This is a genomic window from Mesorhizobium sp. ISC15 (assembly GCF_037162615.1).
Lineage (GTDB): Bacteria > Pseudomonadota > Alphaproteobacteria > Rhizobiales > Rhizobiaceae > Mesorhizobium > Mesorhizobium mediterraneum.
Map to the genome: position 1 here is coordinate 3,967,734 of NZ_JAVSPX010000001.1, position 14,522 is coordinate 3,982,255.

The following is a 14,522-nucleotide window of genomic DNA, read 5'->3' on the forward strand; positions in this document are numbered from 1 at the left end:
TTACACTCGACATCAACGAAATTGGCGAATTGGGGCTTGCCACTCATGCCGAACCACGCACGCTTTGGGCCGGATTCGGGCGTTCTGTTGGGGCTGGACAACTCGCTCCTGCGTACTCTGATGGCGGTTGTCGACACAGGCAGCTTCGTCGGTGCTGCCCGAACAGTGCACCGGACGCCATCTGCCATCAGCATGCAAATGAAACGGCTTGAAACGCAGATCAGACAGCCAATCTTTGTGCATCAAGGGCGCTCGATAATGTTGACGCCAGCAGGTGAAGCGCTTCTGACCTATGCGCGGCGCGCGCTTGGAATCGCCGAAGAGGCGATAGTGCGATTCAATCGCCTGTCGCACGGACGCGCCGTGCGGCTGGGAATGACGGATGAATATGCAGTTGCGTTCCTTCCCTCGGTTCTCGCCAGCTATACAGCGGCCTATCCGTTGGTGGAGATTAGCGTGACGTGTCGCACAAGCAGCACAATGTCGCGGATGCTGGATGAGGGCGAACTGGATGTCGCACTGGTGACAGCTGGCGCGACGGGTCGAACTGGATCGCCCGACACGGCCATCCATAGAGATCGGCTTGTGTGGGCAGGCCTTGCGTATGGAACCGCCCATCTCCGTCGTCCGCTGGAGGTCGCCGCAGGTCCAGCGAGTTGCATTTGGCGGAAGTCAGCCATCGACGCGCTCGACGCAGCCGGCATCTCTTATCAGATCGCTTGTACAAGTGAGAATCTCGCGGGCCAGCTTGCGCTGGTGGTGGCGGGGCTGGCAGTCGCGCCGTTGCCGATTGCAACCTTATCGGGAGAACTGGTGCCGTTTGGGCCTGAGCAAGGCCTTCCGTCGATTGGCTACTATGACGTGGCGTTGCGGCGCAGCCCTCATGCGCCCGATGACCTGACTTCCACCGTCGTTGACCATGTCGGGGCGTATTTCGCCGCGCGGCAGAGTTCTTGATCTACGCTTCTACCGCGACAGGAAGGCTGCCACCGGCACCGTGCGCAGCACTGTGCGCGTGACCCCGCCGAACAGAAGCTGGCGCAGCCAGGAATGGCTGTAGGCGCCAAGCACGAGCAGGTCAGCGCCGGTTTCGGCGATCCTGGTCTGGATCACGTCGTCGACCGAGTGGCCGCCCGATTGCAGCACCGAGACGCTGACCGTGGCGCCATGTCTGGACAGGGCGGCGGCGATTTCGGCGCCGGCCGCCTCGGGGGCAGCGTCGAGCGTATCCGGCGGGTCGATGACGACAATATCCGTCTTCTCTGCCTCGATGATGAAGGGCAGGGCGTCGAAAGCGGCGCGTGCGGCTTCCTTGCTGCCGTTCCAGGCGAGCAGCACATGCTTGAAGCTGGTGACGAGCGGGCCCGAATGCGGCACCACCAGCACCGGCCTGCCGGCGTCGTAGACCAGCGTATCGACGTCGGCGCTCGGATCGCCGCCCGACTCGCGCTGCGCGGCGATGATCAGGTCGGCGGTGCGAACGGTTGGAATGCCGGTCAGCGCGCTGTCTCCGGAAAAGCTTTCAAGGCTGCGCCACTCGAAGGACAGGCCGGAATCCTCGATATGCCTGAGGAAAACCGCTCGCAATTTTTCAGCGCGGTCCTTGTTCATGTCGGCTGAAACCTGCAGGAACTCGGTGTCGGGAAAACCGGTGGCCGAGGTGTAGGGGACGGGAAGCGCTTCGGCATGAATGCCGATGAGATGGCTCTCGAACTTGTCGGCAAGCGGAATGGCACATTCGAGCACGCGCTCCGCGTCCTGTTCGTTCTGCAGTATGGCGACGATGGTCTTGAATCGCATGGTAATCCCTCATTTTACGGCGATCGAAACTCGCCCGCGAGAAACGTTACAGTACCATGCTTGGTTCCGGCCTGATGCGTGTCGCCCAAAGTCCGCAGCGGTTTGGGACAGCGACATGCATGAAGCAAGAACCTAAAGCGCGTCGCATGGATTCCTTTCAGACCACGCGCTTTAGCTCAACTGGCCGCGCTGGCGAGGCCTGCGACCATTGCCTCGACGTCGGCGCGGGCGGCCTCCAGCGCTTCCTGGCTGCGGGCGCGGACGACCAGCTCAGTCCAGAATTTGCCGTCGCCATATTTCGGGTAGGACCCGATGATCGTATCCGGATGCGCCTTCTGGATGTCGCCCAGCGGTCCGCCGACCAGCCCTTCGCCGAACGGGCAGTGCACCGTGGCCGACAGCATAATGGTGCCGGCCTTCAGCGTCGGCACTACATTGTCGAGCATGGCCTGGAAAATCGACGGCACGCCGGCCATGACATGGACGTTGCCGATACGAAAGCCCGGCGCGATGGACACAGGATTGTCGATATGGTCGGCACCGCGCGGCATCCGCGCCATGCGCTTGCGCGCCTCGGTGTATTCGATGCCGCGCGCGGCGTAGCTCGCTTCCAGCATGGCATAGGCTTTGGCGTCGTATTCGCAGGGCACGCCGAAGGCCTTGGCGATCGAATCCGCGGTGATGTCGTCATGCGTGGGGCCGATGCCGCCGGTCGTGAAGACATAGGTGTAGCGGGCACGCACGGCGTTCACCGCGGCGATGATCTCGTCTTCCTCGTCGGGAACGATGCGCACCTCCTTCAGGTCGATGCCGATCGCCGTCATGATATCGGCGAGGTGGCCGATATTCTTGTCCTTGGTGCGGCCGGACAGAATCTCGTCGCCGATGACGAGCATGGCGGCGGTGACGATTTCGGGCATGGGAGGCTCCGGCAAAAGGTCACCTGAGGCAGACAGGATCGCCTCAGGTAGAGAGGGTCGCCTGAGATAGCGCGGCGGATGGCCGGCGGCAATGCCGTCCGAACGACGGATCCACCTGTGCCATCTCCCTTGAGCGCGCGTTCGCAGGCTGATCTCGACAGGCGGGCACTTCGCCGATCTCGCGTTGCTCAAAACTGCCGAAGCATCCCAAACCTCTTCACGCACTGGTCACAAAAAGGTGTCGAAGCTTGCGCGGCTTAACGACCTTTTTATCGGAACTTCGAGCCGGCTGATGGATTCTTTAGCGGTCGCACGAAGTCGACATCTGCAACCACATGGAATGGAGTAGTCTCTTTATGCTTACCAAAATTCTCGCAGCCTCGGTCTTCACGATTGGCCTCGCCACGTCCGCAATGGCGCAATCGTCGGATGTTTTATCCAATAGCCCAGCCCCCACGAACCCGGCTCCCACCAACGAAGAGCGGATGACCGCTGATCCCAGCGCCACCGGCAGCATCAATGGCGACGCCTCGGGTCTGAACATCCAGGGCAACCCCGGCCCGGTTGGACCTTGCGCCTCGAACTCGCCAGGACCCGACGCCAACGCCCGAATGAACGTCAACGATCAGTACTGCGGCAAATAATCAGCCCGCGACCGGACCGGCCGGCAGGATGCTCTTCAACGGGCATCCGCGGCCGCCGGGACCGAGGCAGCGCGCTATTCCTTCACCGCGCCAGTCATCGACGAAACGTAATGCTCGACAAAGAACGAATAGAGCACGACCACCGGCAGGGAGCCGATCAGCGCTCCGGCCATCAGCGCTCCCCACTCATAGACGTCGGAGCGGACAAGCTCCGTGAGCACCCCGACCGGCACAGTCTTGTTTTCGGACGACTGGATGAACGTCAGGGCGTAGATGAATTCGTTCCATGACAGGGTGAATGCGAATATCCCGGCCGAAATCAGTCCGGGCACCGACAGCGGCAGCACGATCTTGGTGAGGATCTGCCACCGGCTCGCCCCGTCAATGAGCGCGCATTCTTCCAGTTCGAACGGGATGGAGCGGAAGTAGCCCATCAGCAGCCACGTGCAGAAGGGCACCAAGAAGGTCGGGTAGGTGAGGATGAGCGCGAAGGGCGTGTCGTAAAGCCCAAGGTTGAACACCATCACCGACAGCGGGATGAACAGGATCGAGGGCGGCACGAGATAGGCGAGGAAGACCGCGAGGCCGACCTGCCGCGCCCCTGAAAACCTCAGCCGCTCGATCGCATAGGCAGCGAACACCGCAGCCAGCAGCGACAGGAATGTGGCGGCGGTGGAGATGATGATCGTGTTGAGCAGCCAGCCCGGATAGGACGTGTCGAACAAAAGATAGCGGATGTGCTCCAAGGTCGGATGCACAACCCAGAACGGGTTGAAATTGGCGTAGTCGGTCATCTCGAGATTGGGCTTAACCGCAGTGATCGTCATCCAGTAGAACGGGAACAGCAGCACGATCACGAACACCAGCAACGGCAGATAGACCGTCACCACGCGCCGCGGCAGGCTCTGAAGGTAGCCCATGCCGCCTTCGTCGAGTTCCGGACGTTTCGTCTTCTTGGTCGTGGCCATGTCAGTCTCCGCCGCCCTGCTGCCATTTGCGGCGTTGCAAGCCGAAATAGCTGAACAGGATCGCCGCCAGCAGGAACGGGATCATGGCGACCGCAATCGCGGCGCCCTCGCCAAGCTGGCCCCCCGAAATGCCGCGTTGAAAGGACAGTGTCGCCATCAGATGGGTGGCATTCACCGGTCCGCCACGGGTCAGCACATAGATCAGCTGGAAATCGGTGAAGGTGAACAGCACCGAAAACGTCATGGTGATGGCGATGATCGGCGTCAGCAGCGGCAGCGTCACAAAGCGGAACAATTGCCAGCGGCTGGCGCCATCGAGCGTGGCGGCCTCGTAAAGCGACTGGGGAATCGTCTGCAGGCCGGCAAGCAGCGTGATGGCGACGAACGGAATGCCGCGCCAGACATTGGCCGCGATAACCGAAGCGCGCGCGTTCTCCGGGTCGCCGAGGAAATTGATGCGATGGTCGATCAGGCCCATTTCCATAAGCGCCCAGGACAGGATGGAGAACTGCGAATCGTAGATCCACCAGAAGGCGATGGCCGACAGCACCGTCGGCACCACCCACGGCAACAGCACGATGGCGCGGAAGAACGATTTGAAGGGAAGATTTTGATTGAGGATAAGCGCCAGCCAGAGGCCGAGCACGAACTTCAGGATCGAGGCGCTTATCGTGTAGAGCAAGGTGTTGAAGACGGAGAGCCAGAAGACGGCGTCATCCCACAGATATTGATAGTTTTCGGTGCCTATGAAGATACCGGGGCGGCCGATGCGGGCATCGGTGAAGCCGAGCCAGACGCCGAGCCCGAGCGGATAGGTCAGGAAGACCAGCAGCAGCGCTGCCGCCGGCAGCATGAAGCCGAAGCCAAGCGCGTTCCGGCTGTCGGCCAAGAGCGACAGGCTCCGCGACAGGATCGACGGACGCGGCTGAACGGCAGCGGACGACACGGCCATGGGACGGCTCCTCATAAGGTCTGGTGGCATGGTGGCCTGAGTGGCCGCCACGCGATTTCAGGAACCAGACCGGGCAGCGCGGTTGCGGCTGCCCGGCTCGGCTGTGATCAAACGCGATAGTACCGGTTTGCGCGCTTCTCCGCCTCTTCCATCGCCTCCTGGGCCGTCGCCTGGCCCGTCACGGCCTTGGCGAACATGTCCACCAGGACATAGTCGGCCATGGTCGCCGCCGAGGCATAGCCGAGCGGCCCGGCATAGCCATTGGGACGCAGCGTCGCCGAGGCCTTGGCGTAAGCGGCATTGTTCGGGTCGGCCGTCCACACCGGATTGTTGTCGAAGGCTTTGAGCGTCTGGCAGCAATAGCCGGCCGAGGAGGTGATCCACTCCGCCATCTGCTGCTCCTCGAACATGAACTGCAGATAGGCTTTGGCCGCGTTGGGGTAGGGTGTGTAGTCGAAGATCACGGCCGTGGTCACCTGGAACAACTCGACCGATTTTCCGACCGGACCGATCGGCAGGCTGGTCGTGCGCATGTCCTTGGCGATTTCAGCCAGTTTCGGATCATTGTCCTTGTTGGTCTTGGCCGTGTTATACACGGAAATGCCATTGGCGATGACGCCCAGTTCGCCGGCCAGGAAGGCGCGGTTGTTGTTCACGTCGAGCCAGCTTTCGGTGCCGGGGATGAATGTCTTGTAGAGTTCCTGCGCGTATTCGATCGCCTTGAGGGTCTCGGGGCTGTTGATCGCCACCTTTCCGCTCTCGTCGACCATCTGGCCGCCGTGGCTCCACAGCAGCCAGTGAGCGTAGTTGTTGCCGTCGCCAACGCCATGGCCGTGCGTGAAGCCGGCCGGATGTCCCTTCGCCTGCAAGGCCTTGCAAAGCTCGAGGAAGCCTGCGGTGTCCTTCGGAAACTCCGAGAAGCCAGCCTCCTTCACCCAGCTTTCCCGGTAGACGATGGCATTGCCGATGGTTGCCAGAGGCAGGCCGAGGAATTTTCCCTCCCGCGTCGCATATTGCTTTGGCCCGTCGTGCCAGCCGCCGTATTTCGAGCCCAGATACTCACCCAGTTCCGTGACGTCGTGCAGCTTGTCGGGGTACTGGTGCGGGTCGTCGAACCAGACCAACATGAGATCTGGACCGGAGCCGACATTGGCGGCGACCGCCGCCTTGGGGCGAATGTCCTCCCAGCTTTCCTTGTCGACGCGAACCTCGACGCCTGTCGCCTCGGTGAACCGCTTGGTGTTGGCCAGCCATTGATCCTCATCGCCCTGCACGAAGGGCGACCAACGCAGCATCCGCAGCTTCGCGCCGTCTTCGGGCTTGTACGTCAACCCCTCCTGGGCAAAGGCGGAAGAGCCGACGAACCGGCTTCCCAAGGCTCCCGCCGCCACGCCGGCGGTCGTGCGGATCACGTCACGTCTGGTGAATTTCATGCTCGTTTCCTCCTGATATTCGTTGCCGTGGTTCTTACTGTTCGCTGCGCGTCTTGAATCGCTTTCCGGTCTCGCCGTGGAAGAGATGCATTAGGCCGGGCTCGGCCGTGAGGCGTATGGTCTCGCCCGGCGCGAAGGAGTGGCGCTCCCGGAAATTCGCGACGATCTCTTCGCCGCCAGCCGTCCGGCCGATGAGCTGCAATTCGGACCCTGTCGGCTCGACCACCGCGACCGTCACCGGAATGCCCCTGTCGTCGGACAGCCGCAAATGCTCGGGCCGTATTCCCAGCACCACCGGCTCGCCACTGCCGATGGACAGTGCTGTGGCCAATGGGACTGAAATCCCGCCGGAGCCGCGAAACGACGGTGAGCCGCCATCGGTTGTGATTTCGCCCCGCAGCATGTTCATGGCGGGCGAGCCGATAAAACTGGCGACAAAGATATTATCCGGCCGGTCGTAGAGTTCCAACGGCGGCCCGATCTGCTCGACGATGCCGTCATGCATGACCACGATCTTGTCGGCCATGGTCATGGCCTCGATCTGGTCATGGGTGACATAGACGGTCGTGGTCTTCAGGCGCTGGTGCAATTCCTTGATCTCGGCGCGCATCTGCACCCTGAGCTTGGCGTCGAGATTGGACAGCGGCTCGTCGAACAGGAAGACCGCCGGATCGCGCACGATCGCCCGGCCCATGGCGACGCGCTGGCGCTGGCCGCCGGAAAGCTGCCGGGGATAGCGTGCCAGCAACGGCACCAGTCCCAGGATTTCGGCGGCGCGCTGGACGCTAGCACTACTCTCGGCTTTCGCGACGCCCTTGAGCATGAGCGAGAACGCCATGTTCTCTGCGACGGTCATGTGCGGGTAGAGCGCGTAGTTCTGGAAGACCATGGCGACGTCGCGTTCTTTTGGCGCAACGTTGTTGACGACACGCTCGCCAATCGCGATCTGGCCGCGCGAAATCTTTTCCAGGCCGGCAATCATCCTGAGAAGCGTTGATTTTCCGCAGCCCGACGGTCCGACCAGCGTGACGAACTCGCCATCGTCTATATCCACGCTGACGCCGTGGAGAATCTCGACGGTTCCAAATGATTTGTAGACATCGCCAATCGCGACAGACGCCATCGATTTCCTCCCGAATGCTTCCTGCGACGTCTTCGAAGGAAACCGCTTTCCTAACTGGCCCGCGGCAGCTCCCAAGCTCCTCCCTGGTCACGCGCGATGATTAAACGGTAGCGCTACCAGACCGCCCTGTAAAGCGGCTGCGTGGCAAGCGCTCTTCTTCGTCGCACCTGATCGTGAGCGTTCCCAACGGGACTGAGATTCGTCATGTCCGGGATCGGAGCAAGAGAATAACTTGCCAAGCCCCAGCTCCCAAAACCGGAGGTGCGAGAAGCCATCAGCAACGACGCCAGCCTAATCGGAAACTTCGGTTTGCGGCCGGTCCCGGCCATCGGCGAGCTCGTCGTGCCATTTGCCGTCGGCGTCCTCGTACTGGATGCCGTCCGTGGTGCCGGCGACCTGCTGTTCGGCCGAAGCGATCTCGGCGGCGCGCAGCGCGTCCTCGTGAGTAGGAAACGTTTCCGAGAATGTCGCGCCGACCTTGTAGGCCCAGCCCCCGTCATGTTCGACGATCTTGTAGGTCAGCTTCGCCATGAAATCCTCCGGTGGAAAAAGCTCCGTCTGCTCAATGCAGTTTGTCTTCGGGCAGTTTGCGTTCGGGCAGCTTGCCGTCGGACAATCTCTCGTCGGGAACCAGCACGTCCGATTCCTTCGCGGCCTCGACCAATGCCCGGCGCGCATCCGCTGTCGAACGATAACCCTCCAGCACTTTTAGGCAAGTGTCGAGAGCATCGCGATGCCGAGGACCACGATTGAGTGGCCAGACCGTCATCAGGCACTCCGCTGCTTCCTGGGTGCTACGGATCTCACGGTATTTGCCGACATGGCCAAGCTCGACCACGACCGGCTTTTCAAAAGGCTTGTTGTCCATCATCGCCGGCAACGCGGAGCGACCGATTTGGTTGCAACGCCTCGGCGCAAAGGTCTCAAGTGCCGCGATTAATGGGGCCGCGGTCATTGGGGCCGCAGCCAGTGGAAACGGGACGGTCAGCCCGCCGCCTTCATCCAGTGCCGCATCGTCGTCACCGAGCGGGCAAGCTGCGGCGCCGGGTGGATCTTCTCGCCGAATGTGGCCGCGGCGCGCCACGCCCAGCGCGGGTCGGCCAGGAAGGCGCGGGCCAGAGCCACCATGTCGGCACGGCCTTCGGCGACGATCGCCTCGGCCTGCTTCGGATCGTCGATCAGGCCGACGGCCCGCGTCGGGATGCCAGCGCCCTTGCGCACGGCTTCCGCCAGGTGCACCTGGTAGCCCGGGCCTGTCGGCAGCTTCTGCAGCGGCGAATTGCCGCCGCTCGAGCAGCAGAGATAAGCGACGCCCTCCGCCTTCAGCGCCTTGACCACTTCGATCGCGTCCTCGACATCGAAGCCGCCATCGACCCACTCCTTGACCGACAGACGCGCCCCAAGCATCAGCTTGGGGACGGCTTTTCTCACCGCCTTTGCGATCTCGACGACAAAACGCATGCGGTTTTCCAGCGAGCCGCCCCAGCGGTCGGTGCGCTGGTTGGAAAGCGGCGACAGGAACTGGAAGATCAGATAGCCATGGGCTGCGTGCAATTCGATGAAGTCGAAACCGGCACGTTCGGCCCGCCTTGCCGCATCAGTGAAGCGTTCGATGATGTGCAGGATCTCCTCATCCTCCAGCGCCCGCGGCACCTGCCAGCCCGTGTCGTAAGCTATTGCCGAGGCAGACACGATCGGCCACGGGTCCTGATCGGCCTTCAGCGGTCCGCCGCCTTCCCACGGTTTCTGGTTGGAAGCCTTGCGGCCTGCATGGGCAAGCTGCGTGCCGAACCTGGTGCCGGGGGCGGCGACGCGCTTGGCGGCATCCAGCGCGCGCCGGGCGGCTGCCTCGTTGTCGTCGGAATAAAGGCCGAGGCAGCCATGCGAGATGCGGCCGCGCCGCTCGACGTCGGTCATCTCGACGGTGACCATGCCGGCGCCGGACATCGCCAGGTTCATCCAGTGGTACAGGTGCCAGTCGCTGGCGGACCCGTCATCGGCGGAATACTGGCACATCGGCGCCACCGCGATGCGGTTGGGAAAGGTGAGGCCGTCAAGCGTGATCGGCTGGAAAAGGGATGTGGTCATCAAAAAACTCCGGGGAGGGGCTGCCGCTATTTAGGCAGTGGATTGCGCCTGCGCCATACACGAGGCGGTGAAGCGCACCTCTGGACCAATGGCTGCCGGGATTGCGCAAAGGCCGGTTCGCGGTTAGCGCATGACCCCGAAAATCAATTCCGATTTTCGGAAAGGATCATGCGCAGATCAAAAGTGCTACAGCGTCCTTTGCGCGTCCAAGAGGACGCGCGGCGCTGTAGTCCTCGCCACCGACAGCACGGAGTCCGTCATGGAAGATCGCATTCGCATCCGTTCGGAGGAAATCCTTTCCGACGACTGGGCCGTCCTGAAAAAGACCGTCCTCGATTATCGCCGGCGTGACGGGCAATGGGAGACGCAGATCCGCCAGACCTACGATCGCGGCGACGGGGCGGTGATCCTGCCTTACGATCCCGAGCGCTCGACGGTTCTGCTCGTGCGGCAGTTCCGCTACCCGGCCTACGTCACCGGCCACCGCGAGCCGCTGATCGAGGCCTGCGCCGGCCTGCTCGATGAACACGATCCGGAAACCTGCATCCGCAAGGAGGCGGAAGAGGAACTGGGCTACCGGCTGAAGGACGTTGAACGGCTGTTTGCGCCCTATATGAGCCCTGGCAGCGTGACCGAGCGGCTTTGGTTCTTCATCGCGCGCTACTCGCCCGCCGACCGCATCTCGGACGGCGGCGGCGCGCCGGAAGAAGGCGAGGACATCGAGGTTCTGGAAATGCCGCTCGATGAGGCTTTGGCCGGCATTTACGACGGCCGCATTATCGATGCCAAGACGATCATCCTGATCCAGCATCTGAAGCTGAACCTGATCCGGGCCTGACCCGTGCCGGAATCTGGGTGCAGCGAAGGGGCGCGGCAAACATGAGCGCCGGAAAGCTGGGTTCGCTGAAGCGGGTTGGCGCGATGGCGCTGCTGCTGGTCCTGAATGTCGCGCTGCTGGTCAGCTACCGGCGCCTGACCCAGCGTTTCTCCGAAAGGATGCGGCATCTGCCCAGTTTTGCTGCCCCGGCGACCTTCACGGAAAAGATCCATTGGCGCAAGATTTTCGACGACGATCCGCGGTTTGCGATTGTGCTCGACAAGCTGAAAGCCAAGGAATTCGTCCGGGATCGGCTTCCCTGGCTGCTTGTCCCGGCGGTGCTGTGGCGCGGCGACGACCCGCGCGAAATCCCCTTCGACGAATTGACGATTCCATACATCGTCAAATGCAATCACGGCTGCAACATGAATGCCGTCGTTCCGGACCCCGCAACCGCCGATCGGGACGCGATCATTGCCGAGATGTCCAGGCACCTCGCCGAGACCTATGGCAGCCGCAAGCTGGAGCGCGGCTATGCCCACATCAAGCCGCAGGTTTTCGTCGAGACGCTGATCGGCAAGGATCATGACTATCAGCCCATCGACTACAAGTTCAACGTGATTGCCGGCCGTGTCGCCTTTGTCGTGGTCACGTCTTTCCGCTCGACGGTGCGGAAGACGGCACTTTTCGATCGCGACTGGCGCCGGCTGGCAGTCGTCCAGGGCGGCATCGACGCGTCGCTGGAAATTGCCCGGCCGCAAAGCTTTTCGCGCATGGTCGAGGCTGCCGAGATACTGGGCGGCGAATTCGACATGATGCGAGTCGATTTCTACGAAGACGGCGGAGAGCCGGTGTTCGGCGAGTTCACGATCTATCCCCGCAGCGGCCTGCAGCAATTCGAGCCGCCGGCTTTCGATCGTGAACTGGGCGCGTGCTGGGATATTGCGGCGTCCGGCTATCTGAGCCGCCCGTCGAGCAGGTTTGCGCGCCGCTACAGGGCCGTGCTTGTCGCTGCCGGCCGCATCTGAAACAGAGCGACGGTCTCTTCGCGGTCCAAATCCACGGCACGAGGCGGCGGGCGAATTTATCGGCGAGAGAAATCCGTGTAGGAGAGAAACCCGCATCGCATCGCCGGCTTCGGTCGGCCGGGACCCCTCGGTCATTCCGAATTCAGGGTTCGCTTTGGCCGACGTAGCGATGCACGAGCTCTTTCCAATCGGGATGATGGGTCACCGTCAGCACGGCGCGGTTGATGTCCTCCATGAGCGGGCTGCCGCTTGGAATGGCGATCGCGTAGTCGCGGACCGCCAGGGTTTGCGGCAGGATAAGCAAGTCGTTCCACTGGTATTCCTGGATCATGTGTCCAAGGATGGCGCGCTCCACCACCAGCGCCTCCACTTCACCGCGCTTGAGCGCCTTGCTGGCCTGGATCAGGAAAGGGTAGGTCTGCACCTTCAGGCCCTGCGCCTTAGTCCACAACTCGCCGGCTGTACCCGCCACTGTTCCCACACGGGCTCGCGGCAAGTCTTCGGGACCGTCAACGCTGCTCTTAAGCCGGCCAACGACCAGAGACGAGGCGAGCGTCGCCGAAAAGGTGGCGATGCAGAAAATGCTGGTGAACATCCAGACAAGAGCGATGGCGCGGCCGCGCCAGGTGATCGGCGTCTTGTCGCCATAGCCGGTCGTCGTCATCGTCACGGCGGCCCACCAGATGCCATCGCCAATGCCCTGCATCATGCGGGGATCGAAATGGCCGGGATTGCGGCGTCGCTCGATCAGCCACAACGACGTGCCGACAAGCAGCAGTAGACCCACGAGGCCGCCGATTGGAACAAGCAACTGCCAGGTAAACAGCCTGCGCAGGGTCGCCAGGATACCGGCGGTTGGCTCGCTGCGCACCGCGACACCAACGCCCGCGGCGAAGTAGGCATGCGAGAAATCGAAGCGCGCCTCACCGTCCGTCGTGACCGGCATGGCGGCGACCACCAGATCGATTTGGCGGGTCTGCAAGGCCTGGACCATGGCATCGGGATCATAGTCGAACTCGCGGAATTCATAGCCAAGGTTCAATTGCGAGGCCACTTTTTGCCAGAGCTCGATGCTCAGGCCGCTCCATACGCCATCATCGCCGCGCGATGCAAAGGGTGGCACCCGCATCGTGCCGACGACGAGCTTGCGTACGCGGAAATCCTCGACCCGCGGCTCGGCGAGCGCCGGCATGGAGAATGCCCAGGCGAGCACGCCGACCGCCAAACCGACGACCCGGCGCGCGCTCATGGCTCGCCCGCCGCGATCTCGACATAGCCGGCGCGCTTCACCAAGGCCTGTCCGGCGGGGCCGGTGCAGTACGCGATGAACGAGGCGGCAAGTCCCGACGGCGTCCCCGGATTGATCAAAAGCAAGGCGCGTGTCAGCGGGTAGCTGCCTGACCACACCGTATCGGCGCTCGGCAAGACCGAGGAAAATTGGCTGCGTATGGCCAGGACATGGACGAGGTCCGAGGCATTGCGGAGCGCTCCGAGGCCGGTGTATCCGATAGCATTCGGCTGCGCGGAGACCTCGGCGACAATGGCCTCGTTTGTTGGCAATTCCTTTGCCACACCCTCCCTTTGTCCTTTCAATACCCGCTCGGCGAACACCTCCTCGGTTCCAGACCCTTTGGCGCGGGCAAGTGGTTGGATCTCGCCGGGGCCGCCGCTGAGCTCCCGCCATTGCGATAAATCTCCGGACCAGATGGCGCGGAGCTGATCGACATCGATTTCGCGCAGCGGGTTGGTTCGGTGCACGACGATAGCAACGCCGTCCAGCGCCAGCTCGAACTGCGTCAGATCGATACCTTTCGCGGTTGCGAACCCAATCTCCTTCGGCGACAGTGGCCGTGAGATCATGCCGATATCGATCATGCCGTGGAGCAGCGCTGCCATACCGTCGCCGGAGCCGCCGCCGCGCACGATGATGTCGGCCTCGGGATTGTCGGCCATGAATGCCTCGGCGCAGACCGTGACGACCGGCCGCATCGTTTCGGAACCCATTATTTGCAGTGAACCGCCAGTAACCGGCCCGGAGACCAGTACAGAAGCCGGCCCAGAGCCCGGCATTGCCCGGCTGCCGTAGAAATACCAGGCGGCCAACGCAACGATGATGGCTGTCGCAATGGACGATGCCGCGACCCACGCGACACTCGGTCTCGTGTTGATTGGCGGTTCCAGTCTTTGCCCCCGATCAGCGAAATGTGGTCGCGTATTCGGAAACTGCACCGGGACAGGTGTCAGTTTGGTGACATAGAGCCAGGCTGGCTCTTGTTTGCCTCCGACCAGCCCAGTTGGGGTCGCCAGCCGCGGGCCGTTCAATGAGAAATTCGCTGGTCGGCGCGCGATGTCGCTCACAACAGGCCGGCCGCCATCACATTCCAAACGGTCCGGGCACTGCCGGCTCGCGAAGCCATAAATACAATCTGGTGCGGACGCCGGGAATCGAACCCGGATAGCCGTAGCTGAGGGATTTTAAGTCCCTTGCGTCTACCAATTCCGCCACGTCCGCAGGCCAGTCCTTTTCAGACGCCAGCCAAAGGCCGTCAAGCCATCTTCTGCCATCGCTGAAACCTGGTACAAAAAACCCGCCTTGACGGCGGGCCGTTGGCGCAATCAGCACCGCGCCCACATAGCTGCCGTCACCGAGCCAGCTCCAACCACCCACAGAGATTCAAACAAGATCGCTGGAACTATTTCGCAGCGGCTGAGTTTCGGACTAAAGTTACTGGAACCCCGAACATGGCAG

15 protein-coding genes and 1 tRNA gene are annotated in these 14,522 nt (G+C 62.4%); 4 read left to right on the plus strand and 12 right to left on the minus strand.

From position 1 onward, the window contains the following. Positions 1-45: 45 nt before the first annotated feature. A complete protein-coding gene (locus RPG13_RS19065) occupies positions 46-957 on the plus strand; it encodes a LysR substrate-binding domain-containing protein (protein WP_337125744.1) in 912 nt (303 codons plus the stop codon). A gap of 9 nt (positions 958-966) precedes the next feature. Here the strand turns inward: RPG13_RS19065 and RPG13_RS19070 are convergent, their stop codons facing one another. Together RPG13_RS19070 and RPG13_RS19075 are read right to left on the minus strand one after the other, a co-directional pair. Further along, a complete protein-coding gene (locus RPG13_RS19070; RefSeq protein WP_292627295.1) occupies positions 967-1,800 on the minus strand; it encodes a universal stress protein in 834 nt (277 codons plus the stop codon). 176 nt (positions 1,801-1,976) lie between these two features. Beyond that, a complete protein-coding gene (locus RPG13_RS19075) occupies positions 1,977-2,720 on the minus strand; it encodes a competence/damage-inducible protein A (RefSeq protein ID WP_292627296.1) in 744 nt (247 codons plus the stop codon). Between the two features lie 356 nt (positions 2,721-3,076). Between RPG13_RS19075 and RPG13_RS19080 the strand changes: the two genes are divergently transcribed. After that, on the plus strand, positions 3,077-3,364 hold the full coding sequence (locus RPG13_RS19080; protein ID WP_128285005.1) for a hypothetical protein: 288 nt from the start codon (positions 3,077-3,079) through the stop codon (positions 3,362-3,364). A gap of 74 nt (positions 3,365-3,438) precedes the next feature. Here RPG13_RS19080 and RPG13_RS19085 read toward each other — a convergent pair whose 3' ends face one another. From RPG13_RS19085 to RPG13_RS19115, 7 genes are all read right to left on the minus strand, one after another. After that, positions 3,439-4,332: a carbohydrate ABC transporter permease gene (locus RPG13_RS19085; protein WP_095489528.1), complete on the minus strand. Its 894-nt coding sequence runs from the start codon at positions 4,330-4,332 to the stop codon at positions 3,439-3,441. A gap of 1 nt (position 4,333) precedes the next feature. After that, the gene (locus RPG13_RS19090; RefSeq protein WP_441338285.1) at positions 4,334-5,185 is read right to left on the minus strand and encodes a carbohydrate ABC transporter permease; all 852 of its coding nucleotides are present in this window, start codon (positions 5,183-5,185) and stop codon (positions 4,334-4,336) included. Positions 5,186-5,391: 206 nt separating this feature from the next. Next, a complete protein-coding gene (locus RPG13_RS19095) occupies positions 5,392-6,717 on the minus strand; it encodes an ABC transporter substrate-binding protein (protein WP_126106771.1) in 1,326 nt (441 codons plus the stop codon). Positions 6,718-6,751: 34 nt separating this feature from the next. Next, positions 6,752-7,840, minus strand: a complete 1,089-nt coding sequence (locus tag RPG13_RS19100; RefSeq protein ID WP_292648804.1) for an ABC transporter ATP-binding protein — start codon at positions 7,838-7,840, stop codon at positions 6,752-6,754. A gap of 291 nt (positions 7,841-8,131) precedes the next feature. Continuing rightward, positions 8,132-8,371 carry a DUF2188 domain-containing protein gene (locus tag RPG13_RS19105; protein WP_095489524.1) on the minus strand — a complete coding sequence of 80 codons (240 nt, stop codon included), beginning with the start codon at positions 8,369-8,371 and terminating at the stop codon, positions 8,132-8,134. Between the two features lie 31 nt (positions 8,372-8,402). After that, positions 8,403-8,711 (minus strand): DUF982 domain-containing protein, encoded by a 309-nt coding sequence (locus RPG13_RS19110; protein WP_095489523.1) that lies wholly within the window; start codon positions 8,709-8,711, stop codon positions 8,403-8,405. Between the two features lie 113 nt (positions 8,712-8,824). Beyond that, on the minus strand, positions 8,825-9,928 hold the full coding sequence (locus RPG13_RS19115) for an NADH:flavin oxidoreductase/NADH oxidase (RefSeq protein WP_126106769.1): 1,104 nt from the start codon (positions 9,926-9,928) through the stop codon (positions 8,825-8,827). A gap of 259 nt (positions 9,929-10,187) precedes the next feature. Here RPG13_RS19115 and RPG13_RS19120 point away from each other — a divergent pair, with 259 nt between their 5' ends. Then, positions 10,188-10,766: an NUDIX domain-containing protein gene (locus RPG13_RS19120; RefSeq protein ID WP_095489674.1), complete on the plus strand. Its 579-nt coding sequence runs from the start codon at positions 10,188-10,190 to the stop codon at positions 10,764-10,766. Between the two features lie 41 nt (positions 10,767-10,807). Continuing rightward, entirely contained in the window at positions 10,808-11,773 is a 966-nt protein-coding gene (locus RPG13_RS19125; RefSeq protein WP_095489521.1) for an ATP-grasp fold amidoligase family protein, read from the plus strand. Between the two features lie 142 nt (positions 11,774-11,915). Here RPG13_RS19125 and RPG13_RS19130 read toward each other — a convergent pair whose 3' ends face one another. The 3 genes from RPG13_RS19130 to RPG13_RS19140 all read right to left on the minus strand — a co-directional run bounded on the left by RPG13_RS19130 (position 11,916) and on the right by RPG13_RS19140 (position 14,285). Continuing rightward, a complete protein-coding gene (locus tag RPG13_RS19130; protein WP_095489520.1) occupies positions 11,916-13,022 on the minus strand; it encodes a transporter substrate-binding domain-containing protein in 1,107 nt (368 codons plus the stop codon). Further along, a complete protein-coding gene (locus tag RPG13_RS19135) occupies positions 13,019-13,843 on the minus strand; it encodes a phosphate ABC transporter substrate-binding protein (protein WP_337125745.1) in 825 nt (274 codons plus the stop codon). The genes RPG13_RS19130 and RPG13_RS19135 overlap by 4 nt, the downstream gene beginning before the upstream one ends. Positions 13,844-14,200: 357 nt before the next feature. Next, positions 14,201-14,285: transfer RNA gene (locus RPG13_RS19140), tRNA-Leu, on the minus strand. Positions 14,286-14,522 lie beyond the last annotated feature (237 nt).

Excerpts from the sequence above, each read along its gene's own strand:
- RPG13_RS19065 (WP_337125744.1), top strand. The coding sequence starts at position 46 with ATGCCGAACCACGCACGCTTTGGGCCGGATTCGGGCGTTCTGTTGGGG.
- RPG13_RS19070 (WP_292627295.1), bottom strand. The coding sequence starts at position 1,800 with ATGCGATTCAAGACCATCGTCGCCATACTGCAGAACGAACAGGACGCG.
- RPG13_RS19075 (WP_292627296.1), bottom strand. The coding sequence starts at position 2,720 with ATGCCCGAAATCGTCACCGCCGCCATGCTCGTCATCGGCGACGAGATT.
- RPG13_RS19080 (WP_128285005.1), top strand. The coding sequence starts at position 3,077 with ATGCTTACCAAAATTCTCGCAGCCTCGGTCTTCACGATTGGCCTCGCC.
- RPG13_RS19085 (WP_095489528.1), bottom strand. The coding sequence starts at position 4,332 with ATGGCCACGACCAAGAAGACGAAACGTCCGGAACTCGACGAAGGCGGC.
- RPG13_RS19090 (WP_441338285.1), bottom strand. The coding sequence starts at position 5,185 with ATGCTGCCGGCGGCAGCGCTGCTGCTGGTCTTCCTGACCTATCCGCTC.
- RPG13_RS19095 (WP_126106771.1), bottom strand. The coding sequence starts at position 6,717 with ATGAAATTCACCAGACGTGACGTGATCCGCACGACCGCCGGCGTGGCG.
- RPG13_RS19100 (WP_292648804.1), bottom strand. The coding sequence starts at position 7,840 with ATGGCGTCTGTCGCGATTGGCGATGTCTACAAATCATTTGGAACCGTC.
- RPG13_RS19105 (WP_095489524.1), bottom strand. The coding sequence starts at position 8,371 with ATGGCGAAGCTGACCTACAAGATCGTCGAACATGACGGGGGCTGGGCC.
- RPG13_RS19110 (WP_095489523.1), bottom strand. The coding sequence starts at position 8,711 with ATGATGGACAACAAGCCTTTTGAAAAGCCGGTCGTGGTCGAGCTTGGC.
- RPG13_RS19115 (WP_126106769.1), bottom strand. The coding sequence starts at position 9,928 with ATGACCACATCCCTTTTCCAGCCGATCACGCTTGACGGCCTCACCTTT.
- RPG13_RS19120 (WP_095489674.1), top strand. The coding sequence starts at position 10,188 with ATGGAAGATCGCATTCGCATCCGTTCGGAGGAAATCCTTTCCGACGAC.
- RPG13_RS19125 (WP_095489521.1), top strand. The coding sequence starts at position 10,808 with ATGAGCGCCGGAAAGCTGGGTTCGCTGAAGCGGGTTGGCGCGATGGCG.
- RPG13_RS19130 (WP_095489520.1), bottom strand. The coding sequence starts at position 13,022 with ATGAGCGCGCGCCGGGTCGTCGGTTTGGCGGTCGGCGTGCTCGCCTGG.
- RPG13_RS19135 (WP_337125745.1), bottom strand. The coding sequence starts at position 13,843 with ATGCCGGGCTCTGGGCCGGCTTCTGTACTGGTCTCCGGGCCGGTTACT.